This window comes from Pseudomonas salmasensis, from assembly GCF_014268375.2.
In the GTDB taxonomy this organism is placed as follows: domain Bacteria; phylum Pseudomonadota; class Gammaproteobacteria; order Pseudomonadales; family Pseudomonadaceae; genus Aquipseudomonas; species Aquipseudomonas salmasensis.
On sequence record NZ_CP077083.1, the window covers coordinates 2,586,902 to 2,602,897 of the forward strand.

The 15,996-nt window shown below is 58.0% G+C and carries 12 protein-coding genes and 2 tRNA genes; 2 read left to right on the forward strand and 12 right to left on the reverse strand.

Features of this window, described 5'->3' with window-relative positions; translation table 11 throughout:
* Positions 1-88 precede the first annotated feature (88 nt).
* Positions 89-1,105 (forward strand): class I SAM-dependent rRNA methyltransferase, encoded by a 1,017-nt coding sequence (locus HU731_RS11410; RefSeq protein ID WP_186607186.1) that lies wholly within the window; start codon positions 89-91, stop codon positions 1,103-1,105.
* 88 nt (positions 1,106-1,193) lie between these two features.
* A complete protein-coding gene (locus HU731_RS11415) occupies positions 1,194-4,115 on the forward strand; it encodes a DUF748 domain-containing protein (protein ID WP_186607185.1) in 2,922 nt (973 codons plus the stop codon).
* Positions 4,116-4,795: 680 nt separating this feature from the next.
* Here HU731_RS11415 and HU731_RS11420 read toward each other — a convergent pair.
* From HU731_RS11420 to tpiA, 12 genes are all read right to left on the reverse strand, one after another.
* On the reverse strand, positions 4,796-5,416 hold the full coding sequence (locus tag HU731_RS11420; RefSeq protein WP_054898021.1) for a BON domain-containing protein: 621 nt from the start codon (positions 5,414-5,416) through the stop codon (positions 4,796-4,798).
* 295 nt (positions 5,417-5,711) lie between these two features.
* Positions 5,712-7,817, reverse strand: a complete 2,106-nt coding sequence (pnp, locus tag HU731_RS11425) for a polyribonucleotide nucleotidyltransferase (RefSeq protein WP_003194180.1) — start codon at positions 7,815-7,817, stop codon at positions 5,712-5,714.
* Positions 7,818-8,012: 195 nt separating this feature from the next.
* Entirely contained in the window at positions 8,013-8,282 is a 270-nt protein-coding gene (gene rpsO / locus HU731_RS11430; protein ID WP_003177875.1) for a 30S ribosomal protein S15, read from the reverse strand.
* Positions 8,283-8,398: 116 nt separating this feature from the next.
* The gene (truB, locus tag HU731_RS11435; protein WP_016976825.1) at positions 8,399-9,316 is read right to left on the reverse strand and encodes a tRNA pseudouridine(55) synthase TruB; all 918 of its coding nucleotides are present in this window, start codon (positions 9,314-9,316) and stop codon (positions 8,399-8,401) included.
* Between the two features lie 3 nt (positions 9,317-9,319).
* Positions 9,320-9,715 carry a 30S ribosome-binding factor RbfA gene (rbfA, locus tag HU731_RS11440; RefSeq protein ID WP_044268596.1) on the reverse strand — a complete coding sequence of 132 codons (396 nt, stop codon included), beginning with the start codon at positions 9,713-9,715 and terminating at the stop codon, positions 9,320-9,322.
* 159 nt (positions 9,716-9,874) lie between these two features.
* On the reverse strand, positions 9,875-12,391 hold the full coding sequence (infB, locus tag HU731_RS11445; protein ID WP_186607184.1) for a translation initiation factor IF-2: 2,517 nt from the start codon (positions 12,389-12,391) through the stop codon (positions 9,875-9,877).
* 27 nt (positions 12,392-12,418) lie between these two features.
* Entirely contained in the window at positions 12,419-13,900 is a 1,482-nt protein-coding gene (gene nusA, locus HU731_RS11450) for a transcription termination factor NusA (RefSeq protein WP_003194187.1), read from the reverse strand.
* Positions 13,901-13,947: 47 nt separating this feature from the next.
* Positions 13,948-14,406 (reverse strand): ribosome maturation factor RimP, encoded by a 459-nt coding sequence (rimP, locus tag HU731_RS11455; RefSeq protein WP_186607205.1) that lies wholly within the window; start codon positions 14,404-14,406, stop codon positions 13,948-13,950.
* Positions 14,407-14,546: 140 nt separating this feature from the next.
* Positions 14,547-14,623: transfer RNA gene (locus tag HU731_RS11460), tRNA-Met, on the reverse strand.
* 96 nt (positions 14,624-14,719) lie between these two features.
* Positions 14,720-14,805, reverse strand: a tRNA-Leu gene (locus tag HU731_RS11465).
* 22 nt (positions 14,806-14,827) lie between these two features.
* Positions 14,828-15,211 (reverse strand): preprotein translocase subunit SecG, encoded by a 384-nt coding sequence (secG, locus tag HU731_RS11470; RefSeq protein WP_186607183.1) that lies wholly within the window; start codon positions 15,209-15,211, stop codon positions 14,828-14,830.
* 4 nt (positions 15,212-15,215) lie between these two features.
* A complete protein-coding gene (gene tpiA / locus HU731_RS11475) occupies positions 15,216-15,971 on the reverse strand; it encodes a triose-phosphate isomerase (protein WP_003194193.1) in 756 nt (251 codons plus the stop codon).
* Positions 15,972-15,996 lie beyond the last annotated feature (25 nt).

Sequence of the window (15,996 nt, forward strand, 5' to 3'; positions counted from 1 at the left end):
AGGATAATCCCCGGCCTGTGCAGGCCGGGGTTAGCTGTTAAACTTCGCGCCCCCTTTTTCTTATTCATCTGCAAGCAAGGCGCGCTCCATGACTCCCTTGAATCAGGCGCTGCGCGCCGCCCTCGATCACCGCCAAGACCTGATCAACACGCTGCACAGCCAGGGTACGGACTGCTATCGGCTGTTCCACGGCAGCCAGGAAGGCGCCGGCGGCTTGACCATCGACCGCTACGGTCCGCAATTGCTGGTACAAAGCTTCCACCAGTCCCTGGAAACGGCAGACCTGCTGGACCTGCACCAACTGATCAACCAGTACATGGGCCTGGAATTGTTGCTGGTGTACAACGACCGTGCCCGCGGCAACTCACGCATCGACCGCGAAGACACGGTGTACCGCGCAGAGCCTGGCGCATTGGAAGATCTGGTCGGCCACGAGTGGGGCCTCAATTACCGTGTGCGTGGGCGCCACGCCGGGCAAGACCCACTGCTGTTCCTCGACCTGCGCAACACCCGTGGCTGGGTCAAGGACCACAGCGCCGGCAAAAGCGTGCTGAACCTGTTCGCCTATACCTGCGGCGTCGGTTTGAGCGCGGCTGCGGGCGGTGCACGCGAGGTGTGCAACCTGGATTTTGCCGAGGGCAACCTGGCGGTGGGGCGTGAAAACGGCCAACTCAACCCGCAGTTGCCGAGCATGGAATTCATACAGTCCGACTACTTCCCGGCGATTCGCCAACTGGCAGGCCTGCCCATCACCCAGCGTCGCGGGCAGAAGCTGCCGAGCTATCCGCGCCTGGAACAGCGCCAGTACGACCTGGTACTGCTCGATCCTCCCGCCTGGGCCAAGAGCGCTTTCGGTACCGTCGACCTGTTGCGCGACTATCAAAGCCTGCTCAAACCCGCACTGCTGGCCACCGCCGACAATGGCGTGCTGATTTGCTGCAACAACCTCGCAAAGGTCAGCATGGAGGACTGGCGTGAGCAGGTGCTGCGCTGCGCAGAAAAAGCCGGCCGCCCGATACGCGAATGGCAGGTTATGACACCTGGAGCCGACTTTCCCTCCAGAGACCAACAGCCTCCGTTGAAGACGCTGATCCTGCATTTGTAGGAAGTTTCCCAGCGCCCACGGTTCTTCGGAACCGAATTCCCGTGCCATACTCCAAGGCACTCTCGTTCGACATAGATGGCGTTCACCCATGCCCAAAGGATTGATCCGCGCCGTAGGCGCCTTGTTGACCGCCCTTGCTTTGTACAGCTTGCTGGGCTTTCTGATATTACCCGGCATCGCCCTTCGCATTGCCAACCAACAGTTGGCCAACTACGCCACAGTGCCGGCGCGAATCGAGCGTATCGAGCTCAACCCCTTCAGCCTGGAACTGACGCTGTGGGGCCTGAAGATTGGTGAGCCGGGCAAAGAGCAAGTGGGTTTCGAACGCCTCTACGCCAACCTGCAGATCGACAGCCTCTGGACCCGCGCCCTGCACCTGGCCGATGTGCAACTGGACAAGCCCAAGACCGAACTGTTGTTCGACAAGTCCGGCCAACTGAACCTGGCGCAGCTGTTCAAACTGCCACCGAGCGAGCCAACCCCCGCCGATCCTGATGCCAAGCCGTTCCCACTGCGTATCGACAGCATCAAGCTGGCCGGGGGTAACCTGCATTTCCAGGACCTGCGCCCCAGCGAACCCATCGAATTCCTCTACGACGAACTCGACTTCGAGCTGAAAAACCTCAGCACCTTGCCCGACGACAATGCCGACATGACCCTGGTCGCCGCCGGCCCCGAAGGGGGTCAGATCGACTGGAAAGGCAATTTCAGCCTGGTACCGATCACCTCCGAAGGCACCTTGAAGGTTACCGACGGCAAGATGAAAGCCTGGTGGCCGTATGTACGCGACGCCCTGCCACTGGTGTTGGAAGACGGGGTGCTCAACTTCAGCACCGACTATAAGTTCAGCCTGGCCAAAGAGACCGAGCTGAACCTGACCAACACCGCCGCCAGCATCGCCCCCTTCGCTATCAAGGCCCCCGATGGCCGGCCACTGGCGCGCCTGGAGCGTCTGGATGTCAGCGAAACCACGGTAGACCTGGCCAAGCAGCAGGTCATTGTCGGCAAGATCCGCAGCAACAAGCTGGAAACCTGGGCCGCCCGTGAGGCCGATGGTCAACTGGACTGGCAAAAACTATTCGCCAGCCAACCGAGCAAACCGGCCAAGGCACCGGAGCCAGCCACTGCCGACGCGCCTTCGGCGCAACCGGCTGCGCCGAACAAACCGTGGCAAGTGCTGCTCAAGGATGTGCAACTGCGTAACTATCAGGTGCACCTGGCGGACCGCCAGGCTAAACCTGCTGTCGCGCTGGAACTGGGCCCGTTGAATGTCGACGTACAAAACTTCGACAGCCTCAACCAGAGCCCCTTTGCCCTGAAGGTCGACACCGGCCTGGGTAAGCAAGGCAAGATCCAGGCAACCGGCGAGGTCAATCTCAACCCGGTCAGCGCCAAACTGAAAGTGAACACCCAGGACATCGACCTGAGGGTCGCCCAGGCCTATATCAGCCCGTTTATTCGCCTGGAATTGCGCAGCGGCATGCTGGGTAGCAACTTGGACGTGAACCTCAAAAGCACCGAGCCACTGGCCCTCCAGGTCACCGGCCGCGCCCAGGTTGACCAGTTGCATACCCTGGACACCCTCAAGACCCGCGACTTCCTCAAATGGCAGCGCCTGGTGCTCGAAGGCGTGAATTACCAGCACGGCCAAAGCCTGTCGATCGACAAGGTCAACCTGTTGCAGCCGTATGCGCGCTTCATGATCAACGAAGATCGCACCACCAACATCGACGACCTGCTGATTCCGCAGCCCGCCGACAGCGGCAGCAAGTCGGCCGCCAAACCTGCCGCCAGTAACGACAAGCCCTTGGGCATTCATATCGGGCAGATCGCGATCAACGACGGCTCGGCCAACTTTGCCGACTTCAGCCTCACGCCCAACTTTGCCACCGCGATTCAACAGCTCAACGGCCAGATTGGCACCATCGACAGCCGCCAAGCCAAGCCGGCCAGCGTCGACATCAAGGGCAAGGTGGACCGTTACGCGCCAGTGACGATCAAAGGCAGCGTGAACCCGTTTGACCCGATGGCCGCGCTGGACATCGCCACCAGCTTCAAGCGTGTCGAGCTGACCAACCTGACACCTTACTCGGGCAAGTTCGCAGGCTTCCGCATCCGCAAGGGCCGCCTGAATCTCGATCTGCACTACGTGATCACCAAAGGCCAGTTGAAGGCTGAAAACAAAGTGGTGGTCGAGCAACTGCAGTTGGGTGAAAAAGTCGACAGCTCCGATGCCGTGGACTTACCGATTCGCCTGGCTGTCGCCCTGCTCAAGGACTCCGACGGCAAGATCTCCATCGAACTGCCGGTAAGCGGCGACCTGAACAACCCGCAATTCAGCGTGATGCCGATTGTGTGGCAGACCCTGCGCAACCTCGTGGTGCGCGCGGCAACGGCGCCCTTCAAGTTCATTGGTGGGCTGGTCACCGGGGGTGGCTCTGAAGACCTGGGCAATGTGTCGTTCGCCGCAGGCTCCAGTGAGCTGAACAAAGACGCCGAAGGCGCCCTGAACACCCTGGCCAAGGCGCTGAAAGAGCGCCCTGCCCTGCGCCTGGAAATTGAAGGCACCGCCGCTGCCAGCAGCGACGGGCCGTTCCTGGCCGCACAGCGGCTGGAACGTGAATACCAATACAACTACTACAAGATCCTCCAGCGCCGTGGCGACAAAGTCCCGGCCCAGGCCTCGTTGCTTGAAGTGCCAGAGAAGGAAAAAGCACCCTTGCTGGAAGGCATCTACCGCACCCGCCTCAAACAGCAACCACCCGCCGAATGGAAAGACCTGGGCAGCGATGAGCGCTCGGCGAAGCTCAAGGACGGGGTGATCAAGTTCTGGAGTGGCAGTGATGTGCTACTGCGCCAGTTGGGGCAGGACCGAGCCAGCACCATCAAGGATTACCTGGTAGACAAGGGCCAGCTGGAAGATGACCGTGTGTACTTCATCGATGCGCAGTTGGGGCAGGCCGAGAAAGACGGCCGAGTGATCACTCCAATGCACTTGGATGCTGAGTAACTTCTAAGCGCCGCCCATCCTAATGTGGGAGCTGGCTTGCCTGCGATAGCATCACCTCGGTGCAACTGAATGACCGAGGTGCCCGCATCGCAGCATAGGTATCTACACAATTTTGTAGGTTGTAGCAGCCGACGGTAACCACGATGCGAAGCGAGCCGCTCTTGATCTGCTTTTGATCTCAAGCGCCCCGTTAAACCACGCTGGCCGGAATTCGACAGTGATTTGGGGGGTAAACCGGCAGGGATGCCGGTTTAGCCGCCCCGCGCCATGGATGGCGCGTGGCGGCGGCCCCCCAAATCACTGGCGGATTACGGGCACACCGAGCCTAGGCGAGGTGCCGAGTGGTGGGGCAAGAGCGCTTTGCTTACTTTCGCGCTTTTCGAAAGTGAGCCGCCGTCAGGGCGGAACCCTAAGTGGCCGTTACCTAAATAATGGATATGTACTCGGTCAAATCCAATATCCCGGTCGGCTGGCAGGCCGTCTTCGCAGGCAAGCCAGCTCCCACATTTTTTTGGCCTGATCATTCTGTTTCAGCCTGAAATAGAACAGGCCCCGACACTAGTGCCGGGGCCTGTAATGACCACATCCGTGTGGCCGGTCGCATGAACTCCAGAGGTGCGTCAGGTGGATATCTAACTCACCCTAAGCCGCCGCTATTCAGTTCAAACGAAACGTCAGCGTTACTCTGCTTTCAGGCCGTCGGCCGATACAGCTTTAACGCCTTTGATTTTCTTGGTGATCGCTACAGCCGTTTCTTTCTGCGAAGCGGTCACAGCGGTAGGCGACGACAGGGATACAACACCTTTGTTGGTTTCAACCTTGATGTCGGTGCCAGGAATGCCTTTTTCAGTTACGAGGTCAGCCTTCACTTTGGTAGTGATCCAGGTATCGCTGGTGGTCTCTTTAGCGTCGTGGGCAGCGCCTTTGGTTTTGTCGATGCCGTCAGCTTTGGTAGCGCCGCCAGCCAGCAGGCCGTCAGCAGAAACAGCAGTCACACCTTTGATTTTCTTGGTGATCCCTACAGCCATTTCTTTCTGCGAATCCGAGATTGCTACGTCGGAGGACAGGGAAACCACACCTTTGTTGGTCTCAACCTTGATGTCCGAACCTGGAATGCCTTTTTCGGTCAGCAGGTCAGCTTTGACTTTAGTGGTGATCCAAGTATCCGAAACGCTTTCCTTAGCCTTGGTCGCTTCACCGGCCGCCAAAGTCATAGGGGCTTGGGAAGTCTGAGCAAAGGCTACGTTAGCACCCATGGCCAGGGTCAGAGCGGTAGCAGTAGCGAGAGCGAACTTCTTCATACGAGTAACTCCTGTTTTATTAAAAGTCTGCAGGCGTAAACCTTCATGCTGCAGCGCTACCAGCGATATTGCAGGCAGTGTGCCAAGTCGCCGAACAGATTAAATCCCTTATTAAACAATGACTTATGAAAAGCATGAATTTTCGAAATCGTGCAACTTGCATGAAGCGCATCGTGCCTGCATGCAAGTTGCGGCTTTTTGGCGGCGCTAAACAGCTGATTCTGCTTCATTTTCTTGCGCCCATAAAAAAAGGACTCCGAAGAGTCCTTTTTTTCAGCGTAAAGCCTGCGGGTGATTAAACGCCCGAAGCCTTGGCTGCTGCTACGTCCTTGATGGACAGCTTGATACGGCCGCGGTTGTCCACGTCCAGTACCAGCACTTCCACTTCCTGGCCTTCTTTCAGAATGTCGGTCACTTTCTCAACGCGAGCATCGCTCAACATGGAGATGTGAACCAGACCGTCTTTGCCCGGGAGGATGTTGACGAACGCGCCGAAGTCGACGATGCGCTCAACCTTACCGACGTAGATCTTGCCGATCTCGGCCTCAGCGGTGATACCCAGGACGCGCTGGCGTGCTGCTTCAGCCGCTTCCTTGGTTTCGCCGAAGATCTTGATCGAACCGTCGTCTTCGATGTCGATCGAAGCCTTGGTTTCTTCACAGATCGCACGGATGGTCGCGCCGCCTTTACCGATGACATCACGGATTTTGTCGGTGTCGATTTTCATCGCGATCATGGTCGGAGCATTTTCCGACAGTTCGGTGCGGGACTGACCAATGATCTGGTTCATCTGGCCGAGGATGTTCAGGCGCGCTTCCAGGGCTTGGCCCAGGGCGATTTCCATGATCTCTTCGGTGATGCCCTTGATCTTGATGTCCATCTGCAGCGCGGTCACACCTTTGGCGGTACCGGCTACTTTGAAGTCCATGTCGCCCAGGTGGTCTTCGTCACCCAGGATGTCGGTCAGGATGGCGAACTTCTCGCCTTCTTTAACCAGGCCCATGGCGATACCGGCAACCGGTGCCTTCATTGGCACACCGGCGTCCATCAGCGCCAGGGAAGCACCGCAGACCGAAGCCATGGAGCTGGAACCGTTGGACTCGGTGATTTCCGATACAACACGGATGGTGTACGGGAACACGTCAGCGGCAGGCAGCATGGCCTGAACCGAACGACGGGCCAGACGGCCGTGACCGATTTCACGACGACCTGCACCGCCCATACGGCCACACTCGCCCACCGAGAAAGGAGGGAAGTTGTAGTGCAGCATGAAGGGGTCTTTTTTCTCGCCTTCCAGGGTGTCCAGCAGTTGTGCGTCACGGGCAGTACCCAGGGTCGCAACCACCAGGGCCTGGGTTTCGCCACGGGTGAACAGCGCCGAACCGTGGGTCTTGGGCAGAACACCGACTTCGATGTTCAGCGGACGTACGGTGCGGGTGTCGCGACCGTCGATACGTGGCTTGCCGTTAACGATGTTTTCGCGAACGGTGCGGTATTCGATCTCACCGAAAGCAGCTTTGACTTCGCTGGAAGAAGGCTGGCCTTCTTCGCCGGACAGCTTGGCCACGACCTGGTCTTTCAACTCGCCCAGGCGAGCGTAACGGTCGGCCTTGACGGTGATGGTGTAGGCGTCGGAGATGGCAGCGCCGAACTCGGAGCGGATAGCGCCCAGCAGTTCGGTGGCTTCCGGGGCAGCAGCCCAGGTCCAGGTTGGCTTGGCAGCTTCGGCAGCCAATTCTTTAACCGCGTTGATCACAACCTGGAACTCGTCGTGAGCAAACAGTACGGCACCCAGCATCTGGTCTTCGGTCAGCTCTTTGGCTTCCGATTCAACCATCAATACGGCTTCGGACGTACCGGCAACAACCATGTCCAGGCTCGAGGCTTTCTGTTGCTCGTAAGTCGGGTTCAGCAGGTAGCCGGTGCTTTCGTGGAACGCAACGCGGGCAGCGCCGATCGGGCCATCGAAAGGAATGCCGGAGATGGCCAGGGCAGCCGAGGTACCGATCATCGCAGCGATGTCCGGATCGGTCTTCTTGCTGGTGGAAACGACGGTGCAGACAACCTGCACTTCGTTCATGAAGCCTTCTGGGAACAGCGGACGGATCGGACGGTCGATCAGTCGGGAAGTCAGGGTTTCTTTCTCGGAAGGACGGCCTTCGCGCTTGAAGAAACCGCCAGGGATCTTACCGGCAGCGTAAGTTTTTTCCTGGTAGTGAACGGACAGAGGGAAGAAGCCCTTGCTCGGGTCAGCGGTCTTGGCGCCAACAACGGTCACCAATACGGTCACGTCGTCGTCAACGGTAACCAGCACTGCGCCGGAGGCTTGACGGGCGATACGGCCTGTCTCGAGGGTAACGGTCGACTGACCGAACTGGAATTTTTTGATAACCGGGTTCACGGTGTCCTACCTTCTTTGTGGCTCTTGGGGGAACTTGTCTTCTTGCGAAATTCTTGGGCAATGCCGGGAATCGGCCCGACGCTCGTCCAGGGTAAAACGTGTATCCAGATAAAACTTGAGGCTGGGAGCCTACCACGGGCCAACGGGAATCCCGATGACACGCGGCAGACAACCAACCTCTAGCGCAATCGCTTATTAGCGACGCAGACCCAGGCGACCGATCAGAGTCTGATAACGACCCAGATCCTTGCCTTTCAGGTAGTCCAGCAGCTTACGGCGCTGGTTTACCATGCGGATCAGACCACGACGGGAGTGGTGGTCTTTACCGTTGGCCTTGAAGTGACCTTGCAGTTTGTTGATGTTGTGGGTCAGCAGTGCAACTTGCACTTCTGGCGAACCAGTGTCACCAACAGCTTGCTGATAGTCAGCTACGATTTGTGCTTTTTCTTGAACGTCGAGAGCCATGAGGCAATCCTTTTTTTAAGGAAACCACCCAAAGGGCAGTTTCAACAGGCCAGGGACAAATCCCTGTATCTAAAAATGAGTGTTGACCATGCCTGTTAACAGCCACACTCGTTCGGTCATTCTGACCGAATCAGCCGACGCGGCGCGATGCGCCCGTCTTCGCTCACTTCACCGATACCGATAAAGCGACCGTTATGATCCTGTACTCGCACCATGCCGAACTTCGGGGCATCCGGAGCGCGTACCGGCTGGCCGTTGAGCCAGTAGAACGCGCTGTGCTCCGAGAAGTGCAGCAGCGGCCAATCGAGCAAACCGCTGTCCGATGGCATCAGGAAGCGATCAACCGCTTCATTGCCGCCTTCGGCATGTACCGCTTCCAACTCTTCCAGCGTGACCGTCTGGGCCAGGCTGAAAGGCCCGGCCTGGGTGCGTCGCAGTTCTGCAACGTACGCGCCGCAACCGAGCTTTTCACCAATATCTTCCACCAGGGTACGGATATAGGTGCCTTTGCTGCAGTCCACGGCCAAACGGGCAGTGTCGCCTTCACACGCAAGCAATTCCAAGCGCGCAATAGTAACAGAACGCGGTTCGCGCTCCACTACTTCGCCCGCACGTGCCAGCTTGTAAAGTGGCTGGCCATCGCGCTTGAGTGCCGAGTACATCGGCGGTATCTGACTGATTTGCCCACGAAAACCGGGTAAGGCAGCTTCGATATCCGCACGACCAACGGTCACGTCGCGAACCTGCAAAACATCACCTTCGGCATCTGCCGTGGTGGTGGTCTTGCCCAGTTGCATCAGGGTTTCGTAACCCTTGTCGGAATCCAGCAGGTATTGCGAAAACTTGGTGGCCTCGCCAAAGCACAACGGCAATACACCGGTGGCCAATGGATCAAGGCTGCCGGTATGCCCGGCCTTCTCGGCATTGAGCAGCCAGCGAACCTTCTGCAACGCGGCATTGGAGGTAAAGCCAATAGGTTTATCGAGCAGAATGATGCCACTGACGTTGCGACGGATACGTTTGACCTGAGCCACCGCTTACTCCTTGGCGTCGTCAGGTGTGGACGGATGCTGGCTGTCTTCAGCCACGGCGCGTTCGATCAGGGCCGACAGGTGCGCGCCACGCACGACGCTTTCGTCGTAGTGGAAGTGCAACTGCGGAACGCTGCGCAGCTTCATTTCGCGGGCCAACTGCATACGCAGGAAACCTGCAGCAGAGTTGAGCACCTTGATGCTTTGCGCGATTTCTTCGCTGCTGTCCTGCCCCATCACGGTGATGAAGATCTTGGCGTGACCCACGTCACGGCTCACTTCAACAGCGGTAATGGTGACCAGGCCAACGCGTGGGTCTTTGACTTCGCGGCGGATCAGTTGGGCCAGCTCACGCTGCATCTGATCGCCGATACGCTGGGTACGGCTGTATTCTTTTGCCATGTCTTGTTACCTGTTACTGCCACACGGTGAAACCCGTGGGGTCTGAAAGCGGCAAACGCCCGGCCTGACAAAAGCCAGACCGGGCGTTGCGTTTAGAGTCCTGACGCTGCGCGGGGCATCTGCATGCCCACACGCTGCGCGGCTCCTGAAGTGCGCGAGTTAGAGGCTGCGAGCAACCTGAACCTTCTCGAAGACTTCGATCTTGTCGCCAACCTTGACGTCGTTGTAGCTCTTGACGCCGATACCGCATTCCATGCCGGCACGTACTTCGGCAGCGTCATCCTTGAAGCGGCGCAGGGATTCCAGCTCGCCTTCGAAGATAACGATGTCTTCACGCAGTACACGGATTGGACGGTTACGGTACACAGTACCTTCAACCACCATACAGCCGGCGATCGCACCGAATTTCGGCGAGCGGAACACGTCACGCACCTCGGCGATACCCAGGATGTTCTCCCGAACGTCGCTGCCAAGCATGCCGGTAAGGGCTTTCTTGACGTCTTCGATGATGTCGTAGATGACGTTGTAGTAACGCATGTCCAGGCCTTCCTGCTCGACGATCTTGCGAGCGCCAGCATCGGCACGCACGTTGAAGCCAAACAGTACAGCGTTGGAAGCCAGTGCCAGGTTGGCGTCGGATTCGGTGATACCACCGACACCGCCACCGACAACGCGCACTTGCACTTCGTCGTTACCCAGGCCGTTCAAGGCGCCGTTCAACGCTTCGAGGGAACCACGAACGTCAGACTTGAGGACGATGTTAAGCGTCTTCTTCTCTTCCTGGCCCATGTTCTCGAAGATGTTTTCCAGCTTGCCGGCGTGAGCACGGGCCAGCTTGACCTCGCGGAACTTGCCTTGACGGAACAGAGCCACTTCACGGGCTTTCTTCTCGTCAGCCACTACGCTCATCTCGTCGCCAGCGTCCGGCGTACCGTCCAGGCCGAGAATCTCGACCGGGATAGCAGGACCGGCTTCCTTGATTGGCTTGCCGTTCTCGTCGAGCATGGCACGTACACGGCCATAGTTCGAACCGACCAGTACCATGTCGCCTTGGCGCAGGGTACCGTCTTGAACCAGCACGGTGGCAACCGGGCCACGGCCCTTGTCGAGACGGGACTCAACCACGACGCCACGGCCAGGAGCCGATGGAGTAGCGGTCAGTTCCAGGACTTCGGCTTGCAACAGAACTGCTTCGAGCAGCTCGTCAACGCCGGTACCCATTTTCGCCGAGACCGATACGAATGGCGTCTCGCCACCCCATTCCTCGGACGTCACGCCGTGAACCGACAGTTCGCTACGGATGCGATCGAGATCAGCGCCCGGCTTGTCGATTTTGTTCACGGCAACAACCAGAGGAACACCGGCAGCCTTGGCGTGCTGGACAGCTTCAATGGTCTGCGGCATTACGCCGTCGTCCGCTGCAACCACCAGAATCACGATGTCGGTCGCCTTGGCACCACGGGCACGCATTGCGGTAAACGCGGCGTGACCTGGGGTGTCGAGGAAGGTGACCATGCCGCGCTCGGTTTCAACGTGGTATGCACCGATGTGCTGGGTAATACCGCCGGCTTCGCCCGCAGCAACCTTGGCACGACGGATGTAGTCGAGCAGGGAAGTCTTACCGTGGTCAACGTGGCCCATTACGGTCACAACCGGCGCACGGGAAACCGCTTCACCTTCAAACTTCAGGGACTCGGCCAGGGAATCTTCCAGGGCGGTGTCGCTGACCAGGGTCACTTTGTGGCCCAGCTCTTCAGCAACCAACTGGGCAGTTTCCTGGTCCAGTACCTGGTTGATGGTGGCTGGAGTGCCCAGCTTGAACATGAACTTGATGATTTCAGCAGCCTTGACCGACATCTGCTGGGCCAGATCGCCCACAGTGATGGTCTCGCCGATCTTCACTTCACGCACGACAGGGCCGGTTGGGCTCTGGAAACCGTGGGCGTTGCGCTTCTTCAGCTTGGCCTTGCCGCGACCACCACGACGGAAGCCATCGCTTTCTTCGTCGGTAGTACGTGGGGCAACACGTGGCGCAGGCGCTTTCTCTTTGACCGAGGCGCGGTGCGGAGCGTTTTTACGCTCGCCATCGCCACCACCACCGCGACGATTGTTGTCGTCAGCACGTGGCTTGTCCGGACGACGAGGTTCGTCGCGCTTGCGGGCGTCTGCTGCAGGAGCAGGTGTGGCGGCAGCCGGGGCAGCCTCACGCACAGCTTCAACAGGCGCGGCGACCGCGTCAGTGGCAGCAGGTTGCGCAGCAGCAGGCTGGCGACGCGCTTCTTCTTCGGCGCGACGCTTGGCTTCTTCTTCAGCCTTCTGACGTGCAGCATTTTCTACTGCGCGACGTTCTTCCAGCTCGCGTTTGCGCTCGGCTTCGATTTCTTCCGGGCTGCGCTGTACGAAGACTTTCTTCTTGCGTACTTCAACGCTGATGCTCTTGCTACCCGCAACCCGCAGGGTGCTGGTGGTTTTGCGCTGCAATGTAATCTTGCGCGGTTCTTCCACTTTCGCCTTGTGGCTGCTCTTCAAGTGAGTCAGCAAAGACTGCTTCTCACTATCGCTCACACCTTCATCGGCGGCGGTGTGCGGCAGACCTGCCTCACGCATCTGCTGCAACAGGCGCTCTACCGGTGTTTTGACCTCATCGGCCAGTTGTTTCACCGTGACTTGCGTCATGCACTTCTCTCCTCAGGCCGCGCCTAATTACTCGAACCAATGGGCTCGGGCGGCCATGATCAACTTGCCGGCACGATCTTCGTCAATGCCGTCGATGTCGAGCAGATCGTCAATAGACTGCTCGGCCAGGTCTTCGCGGGTAATTACGCCGCGCACCGCCAGTTCCATCGCCAAATCCTTGTCCATACCCTCAAGCGAGAGCAGGTCTTCGGCCGGATGGGCGTCTGCCAGCTTTTCCTCAGTAGCGATGGCTTTAGTCAACAAACGATCCTTGGCCCGAGCGCGGAGCTCGTTGACGATATCCTCGTCAAAGCCGTCGATGTTGAGCATTTCTTCCAACGGTACGTAGGCAATCTCTTCCAGGCTGGTGAAGCCTTCATCTACCAGCACCTGTGCCAGTTCTTCATCGACTTCCAACTCTTCGATGAAGTTGCGCAGGATGTCACCGGTTTCAGCTTGCTGCTTAGCCTGGATGTCCGATTCGGTCATCACGTTCAGGGTCCAGCCGGTCAGTTGGCTGGCCAGACGCACGTTCTGACCACCACGACCAATGGCCTGAGCCAGATTGTCTGCGCCAACGGCGATGTCCATTGCATGGGCATCTTCGTCAACGATAATTGCCGCCACTTCAGCTGGCGACATGGCGTTGATCACGAACTGCGCCGGGTTATCGTCCCACAGGACGATGTCCACACGCTCACCGCCCAATTCGCCCGACACTGCCTGGACGCGCGAACCGCGCATACCGATGCAAGCGCCTTGCGGGTCGATGCGTTTGTCCTTGGAGCGGACCGCGATCTTGGCACGCGAACCCGGGTCACGGGACGCAGCCATCACTTCGATCAGGCCTTCGGCGATTTCCGGCACTTCGATACGGAACAGCTCGATCAGCATTTCCGGCGCGGTACGCGACAGGATCAACTGCGGGCCGCGGTTCTCGGTGCGGATTTCCTTGAGCAGCGCACGCAAACGCACACCGACACGGAAGGTTTCGCGAGAGATGATGTCTTCGCGGGCCAGCAACGCTTCGGCGTTGTTGCCCAGGTCGACGATCACGTTGTCGCGGGTAACTTTTTTCACGGTGCCGGAGATGATTTCACCCAGGCGTTCGCGATAGGCGTCAACGACTTGAGCGCGCTCGGCTTCGCGAACCTTCTGCACGATGACCTGCTTGGCGGTCTGTGCAGCAATACGGCCGAATTCGATCGACTCGATCTTTTCTTCGACAACATCGCCAACCTGGGCGCCCGGATGCGTTTGCGCAACCTTGCTTGGCCAGGTTTCGATGGCCGGATCATCAAGATCGTCCTCTTCGACCACCGTCCAGCGACGGAAAGTCTCATAGGCACCGGTGTGGCGGTTGATTTCCACACGCAGATCTACTTCGTCTTCAAAACGTTTCTTGGTAGCAGTGGCCAGGGCCAGCTCCAACGCTTCAAAAATCACGCTTGCCGGTACACCCTTTTCATTGGATACCGACTCAACAACCAGCAGTACTTCTTTGCTCATCGTACGCCTCGCCTTTCGCAAGCCATTGGATCCGCGGGATCCGCGTCTCAGTCAAAACTGGGAATAATGTTGGCCTTGTCGATCATATCGATCGGCAACAGGAACTCATGGTCTTCTACCTGCACCACGACATCCTGCTCTTCTACACTGCGCAGAAGGCCCTGAAAGTTGCGTCGCCCTTCAAAGGGGGAGCGCAGCCTGATCTTCACTTGTTCACCGGCATATTTAGCAAACTGCTCGAGAGTGAACAGTGGGCGTTCCATGCCTGGCGAGGAAACTTCAAGGGTGTATTCAGCGGAGATTGGATCTTCAACATCCAGCACACCGCTGATCTGACGGCTGACAATGGCACAATCGTCCACCAGCACGCCGCCCTCTTTATCGATATAAACGCGCAACATTGAGTGGCGACCTTGAGCCGAAAACTCAATACCCCAGCATTCATAGCCTAGGGCCACGACCACCGGGGCCAGCAAGGCCTGCAACTCTTCTAGCTTGCTCGACACCTGAACCCCCTCGTGCATGTATGTGCATGCTGTGCAAAATAAAAAAATGGGCGAAACGCCCATCCTTGAAACGCCGTCGAACAGCGGCGTTGAAAGTGTCCAGCTAACAAAAAGCCCCTTAAAAGGGGCTCCGCTAAAACTGGTTGCGGGGGCCGGATTTGAACCGACGACCTTCGGGTTATGAGCCCGACGAGCTACCAGACTGCTCCACCCCGCGACAAAGCTGGGGCGGAAGTATACGACCGATCCCTTACAGGGTCAATGTAACCTTCCACCTACAAGAAAGCCCGCAACAGCGGGCTCTCCTGATAATTGGTACCGAGAAGGGGACTCGAACCCCTACACCCTATGGGCACAACCACCTCAAGGTTGCGTGTCTACCAATTCCACCACCTCGGCAATACAGCGCTTACAACCCTTCTTACTTCTGCTCTTGAGCTGGAGGTACGTCAGTCGCTGGAGTAGCCGACTTTTGCTCTTGAAGCACCGGGACATCATCAGAAGCCGGTTTTGCTTTTGGAACTTCCAACACTGCTGGGTTTGGCAAACCTACTTGAGTCAGCACTTGAGCTTTCTCTTTAGCAAAGTAACCTAACCCTAAGCTGGTTATGAAGAAACCTGCGGCAAGTATAGCAGTAAACTTACTAAGAAAGGTAGAGGAACCTTGGCTTCCGAACACAGTATTTGAAGCACCTGCACCGAAAGACGCACCAGCATCCGCACCTTTACCCTGTTGCAACAAAACCAGAGCAACTACGCTCAGGGCAGCCAACAGATGAAAAACGACTACGACTGTTTCCAGCATTTTTTCAGTTTCCCGCGGCGCGACAGATCGCACCGAACTCATCTGCATTCAGGGAAGCTCCACCAATGAGCCCCCCATCGATATCCGGCATGCCGAACAGTTCGACCGCATTGGCCGCCTTCACGCTGCCGCCGTATAGAAGCCGCACACCTTGTGCGACTTCAGAATTCTCTGCCGCTAACTGCGCGCGGATGGCTGCGTGCACATCCTGCGCCTGTTGCGGTGTAGCAGTCAGCCCGGTGCCAATGGCCCAGACCGGCTCGTAAGCAATGACTGCCTTTGCAAATGCACCTACACCCAGCTCCTCGATGATGCTGCCCAGCTGACGCGAGACAACTTCAAGAGTCTTGCCCGATTCGCGCTGCTCGAGGGTCTCCCCTATGCATAACACCGGAATCAAGCCACAAGCCTGTGCCGCGGCGAACTTGCGGTTGAGTGTCCCATCCCGCTCGCCCATCATCTGGCGACGCTCGGAGTGCCCGACAAGCACATAGGAACAACCCGCATCAACCAGCTGACTCGGCGATATCTCGCCGGTCAACGCACCTTGCATCGGCTCCACCGCAGAGTTCTGCGCGCCGACCTGAATCGACTTGCCTTTCAAGCCATCAACCACTTGGTTGATATGCAAGCAAGGCGGGAACACTGCGACGTCAACACCGCTAGGCAAGGCCAAGTGACGAAGGCCGTTGATCAGCTCAGCGACACTGGCGCGGGTACCGTGCATCTTCCAGTTACCAGCTACCATAGTGCGACGCATGCTGTACCCCGTCGGTCAAAGTGGG

What these genes read in the sequence shown, in the direction of transcription:
- nusA (WP_003194187.1), bottom strand. Translation starts at nt 13,900, where the DNA reads ATGAGCAAAGAAGTACTGCTGGTTGTTGAGTCGGTATCCAATGAAAAG.
- rbfA (WP_044268596.1), bottom strand. Translation starts at nt 9,715, where the DNA reads ATGGCAAAAGAATACAGCCGTACCCAGCGTATCGGCGATCAGATGCAG.
- secG (WP_186607183.1), bottom strand. Translation starts at nt 15,211, where the DNA reads ATGCTGGAAACAGTCGTAGTCGTTTTTCATCTGTTGGCTGCCCTGAGC.
- HU731_RS11415 (WP_186607185.1), top strand. Translation starts at nt 1,194, where the DNA reads ATGCCCAAAGGATTGATCCGCGCCGTAGGCGCCTTGTTGACCGCCCTT.
- rpsO (WP_003177875.1), bottom strand. Translation starts at nt 8,282, where the DNA reads ATGGCTCTCGACGTTCAAGAAAAAGCACAAATCGTAGCTGACTATCAG.
- infB (WP_186607184.1), bottom strand. Translation starts at nt 12,391, where the DNA reads ATGACGCAAGTCACGGTGAAACAACTGGCCGATGAGGTCAAAACACCG.
- HU731_RS11410 (WP_186607186.1), top strand. Translation starts at nt 89, where the DNA reads ATGACTCCCTTGAATCAGGCGCTGCGCGCCGCCCTCGATCACCGCCAA.
- HU731_RS11420 (WP_054898021.1), bottom strand. Translation starts at nt 5,416, where the DNA reads ATGAAGAAGTTCGCTCTCGCTACTGCTACCGCTCTGACCCTGGCCATG.
- tpiA (WP_003194193.1), bottom strand. Translation starts at nt 15,971, where the DNA reads ATGCGTCGCACTATGGTAGCTGGTAACTGGAAGATGCACGGTACCCGC.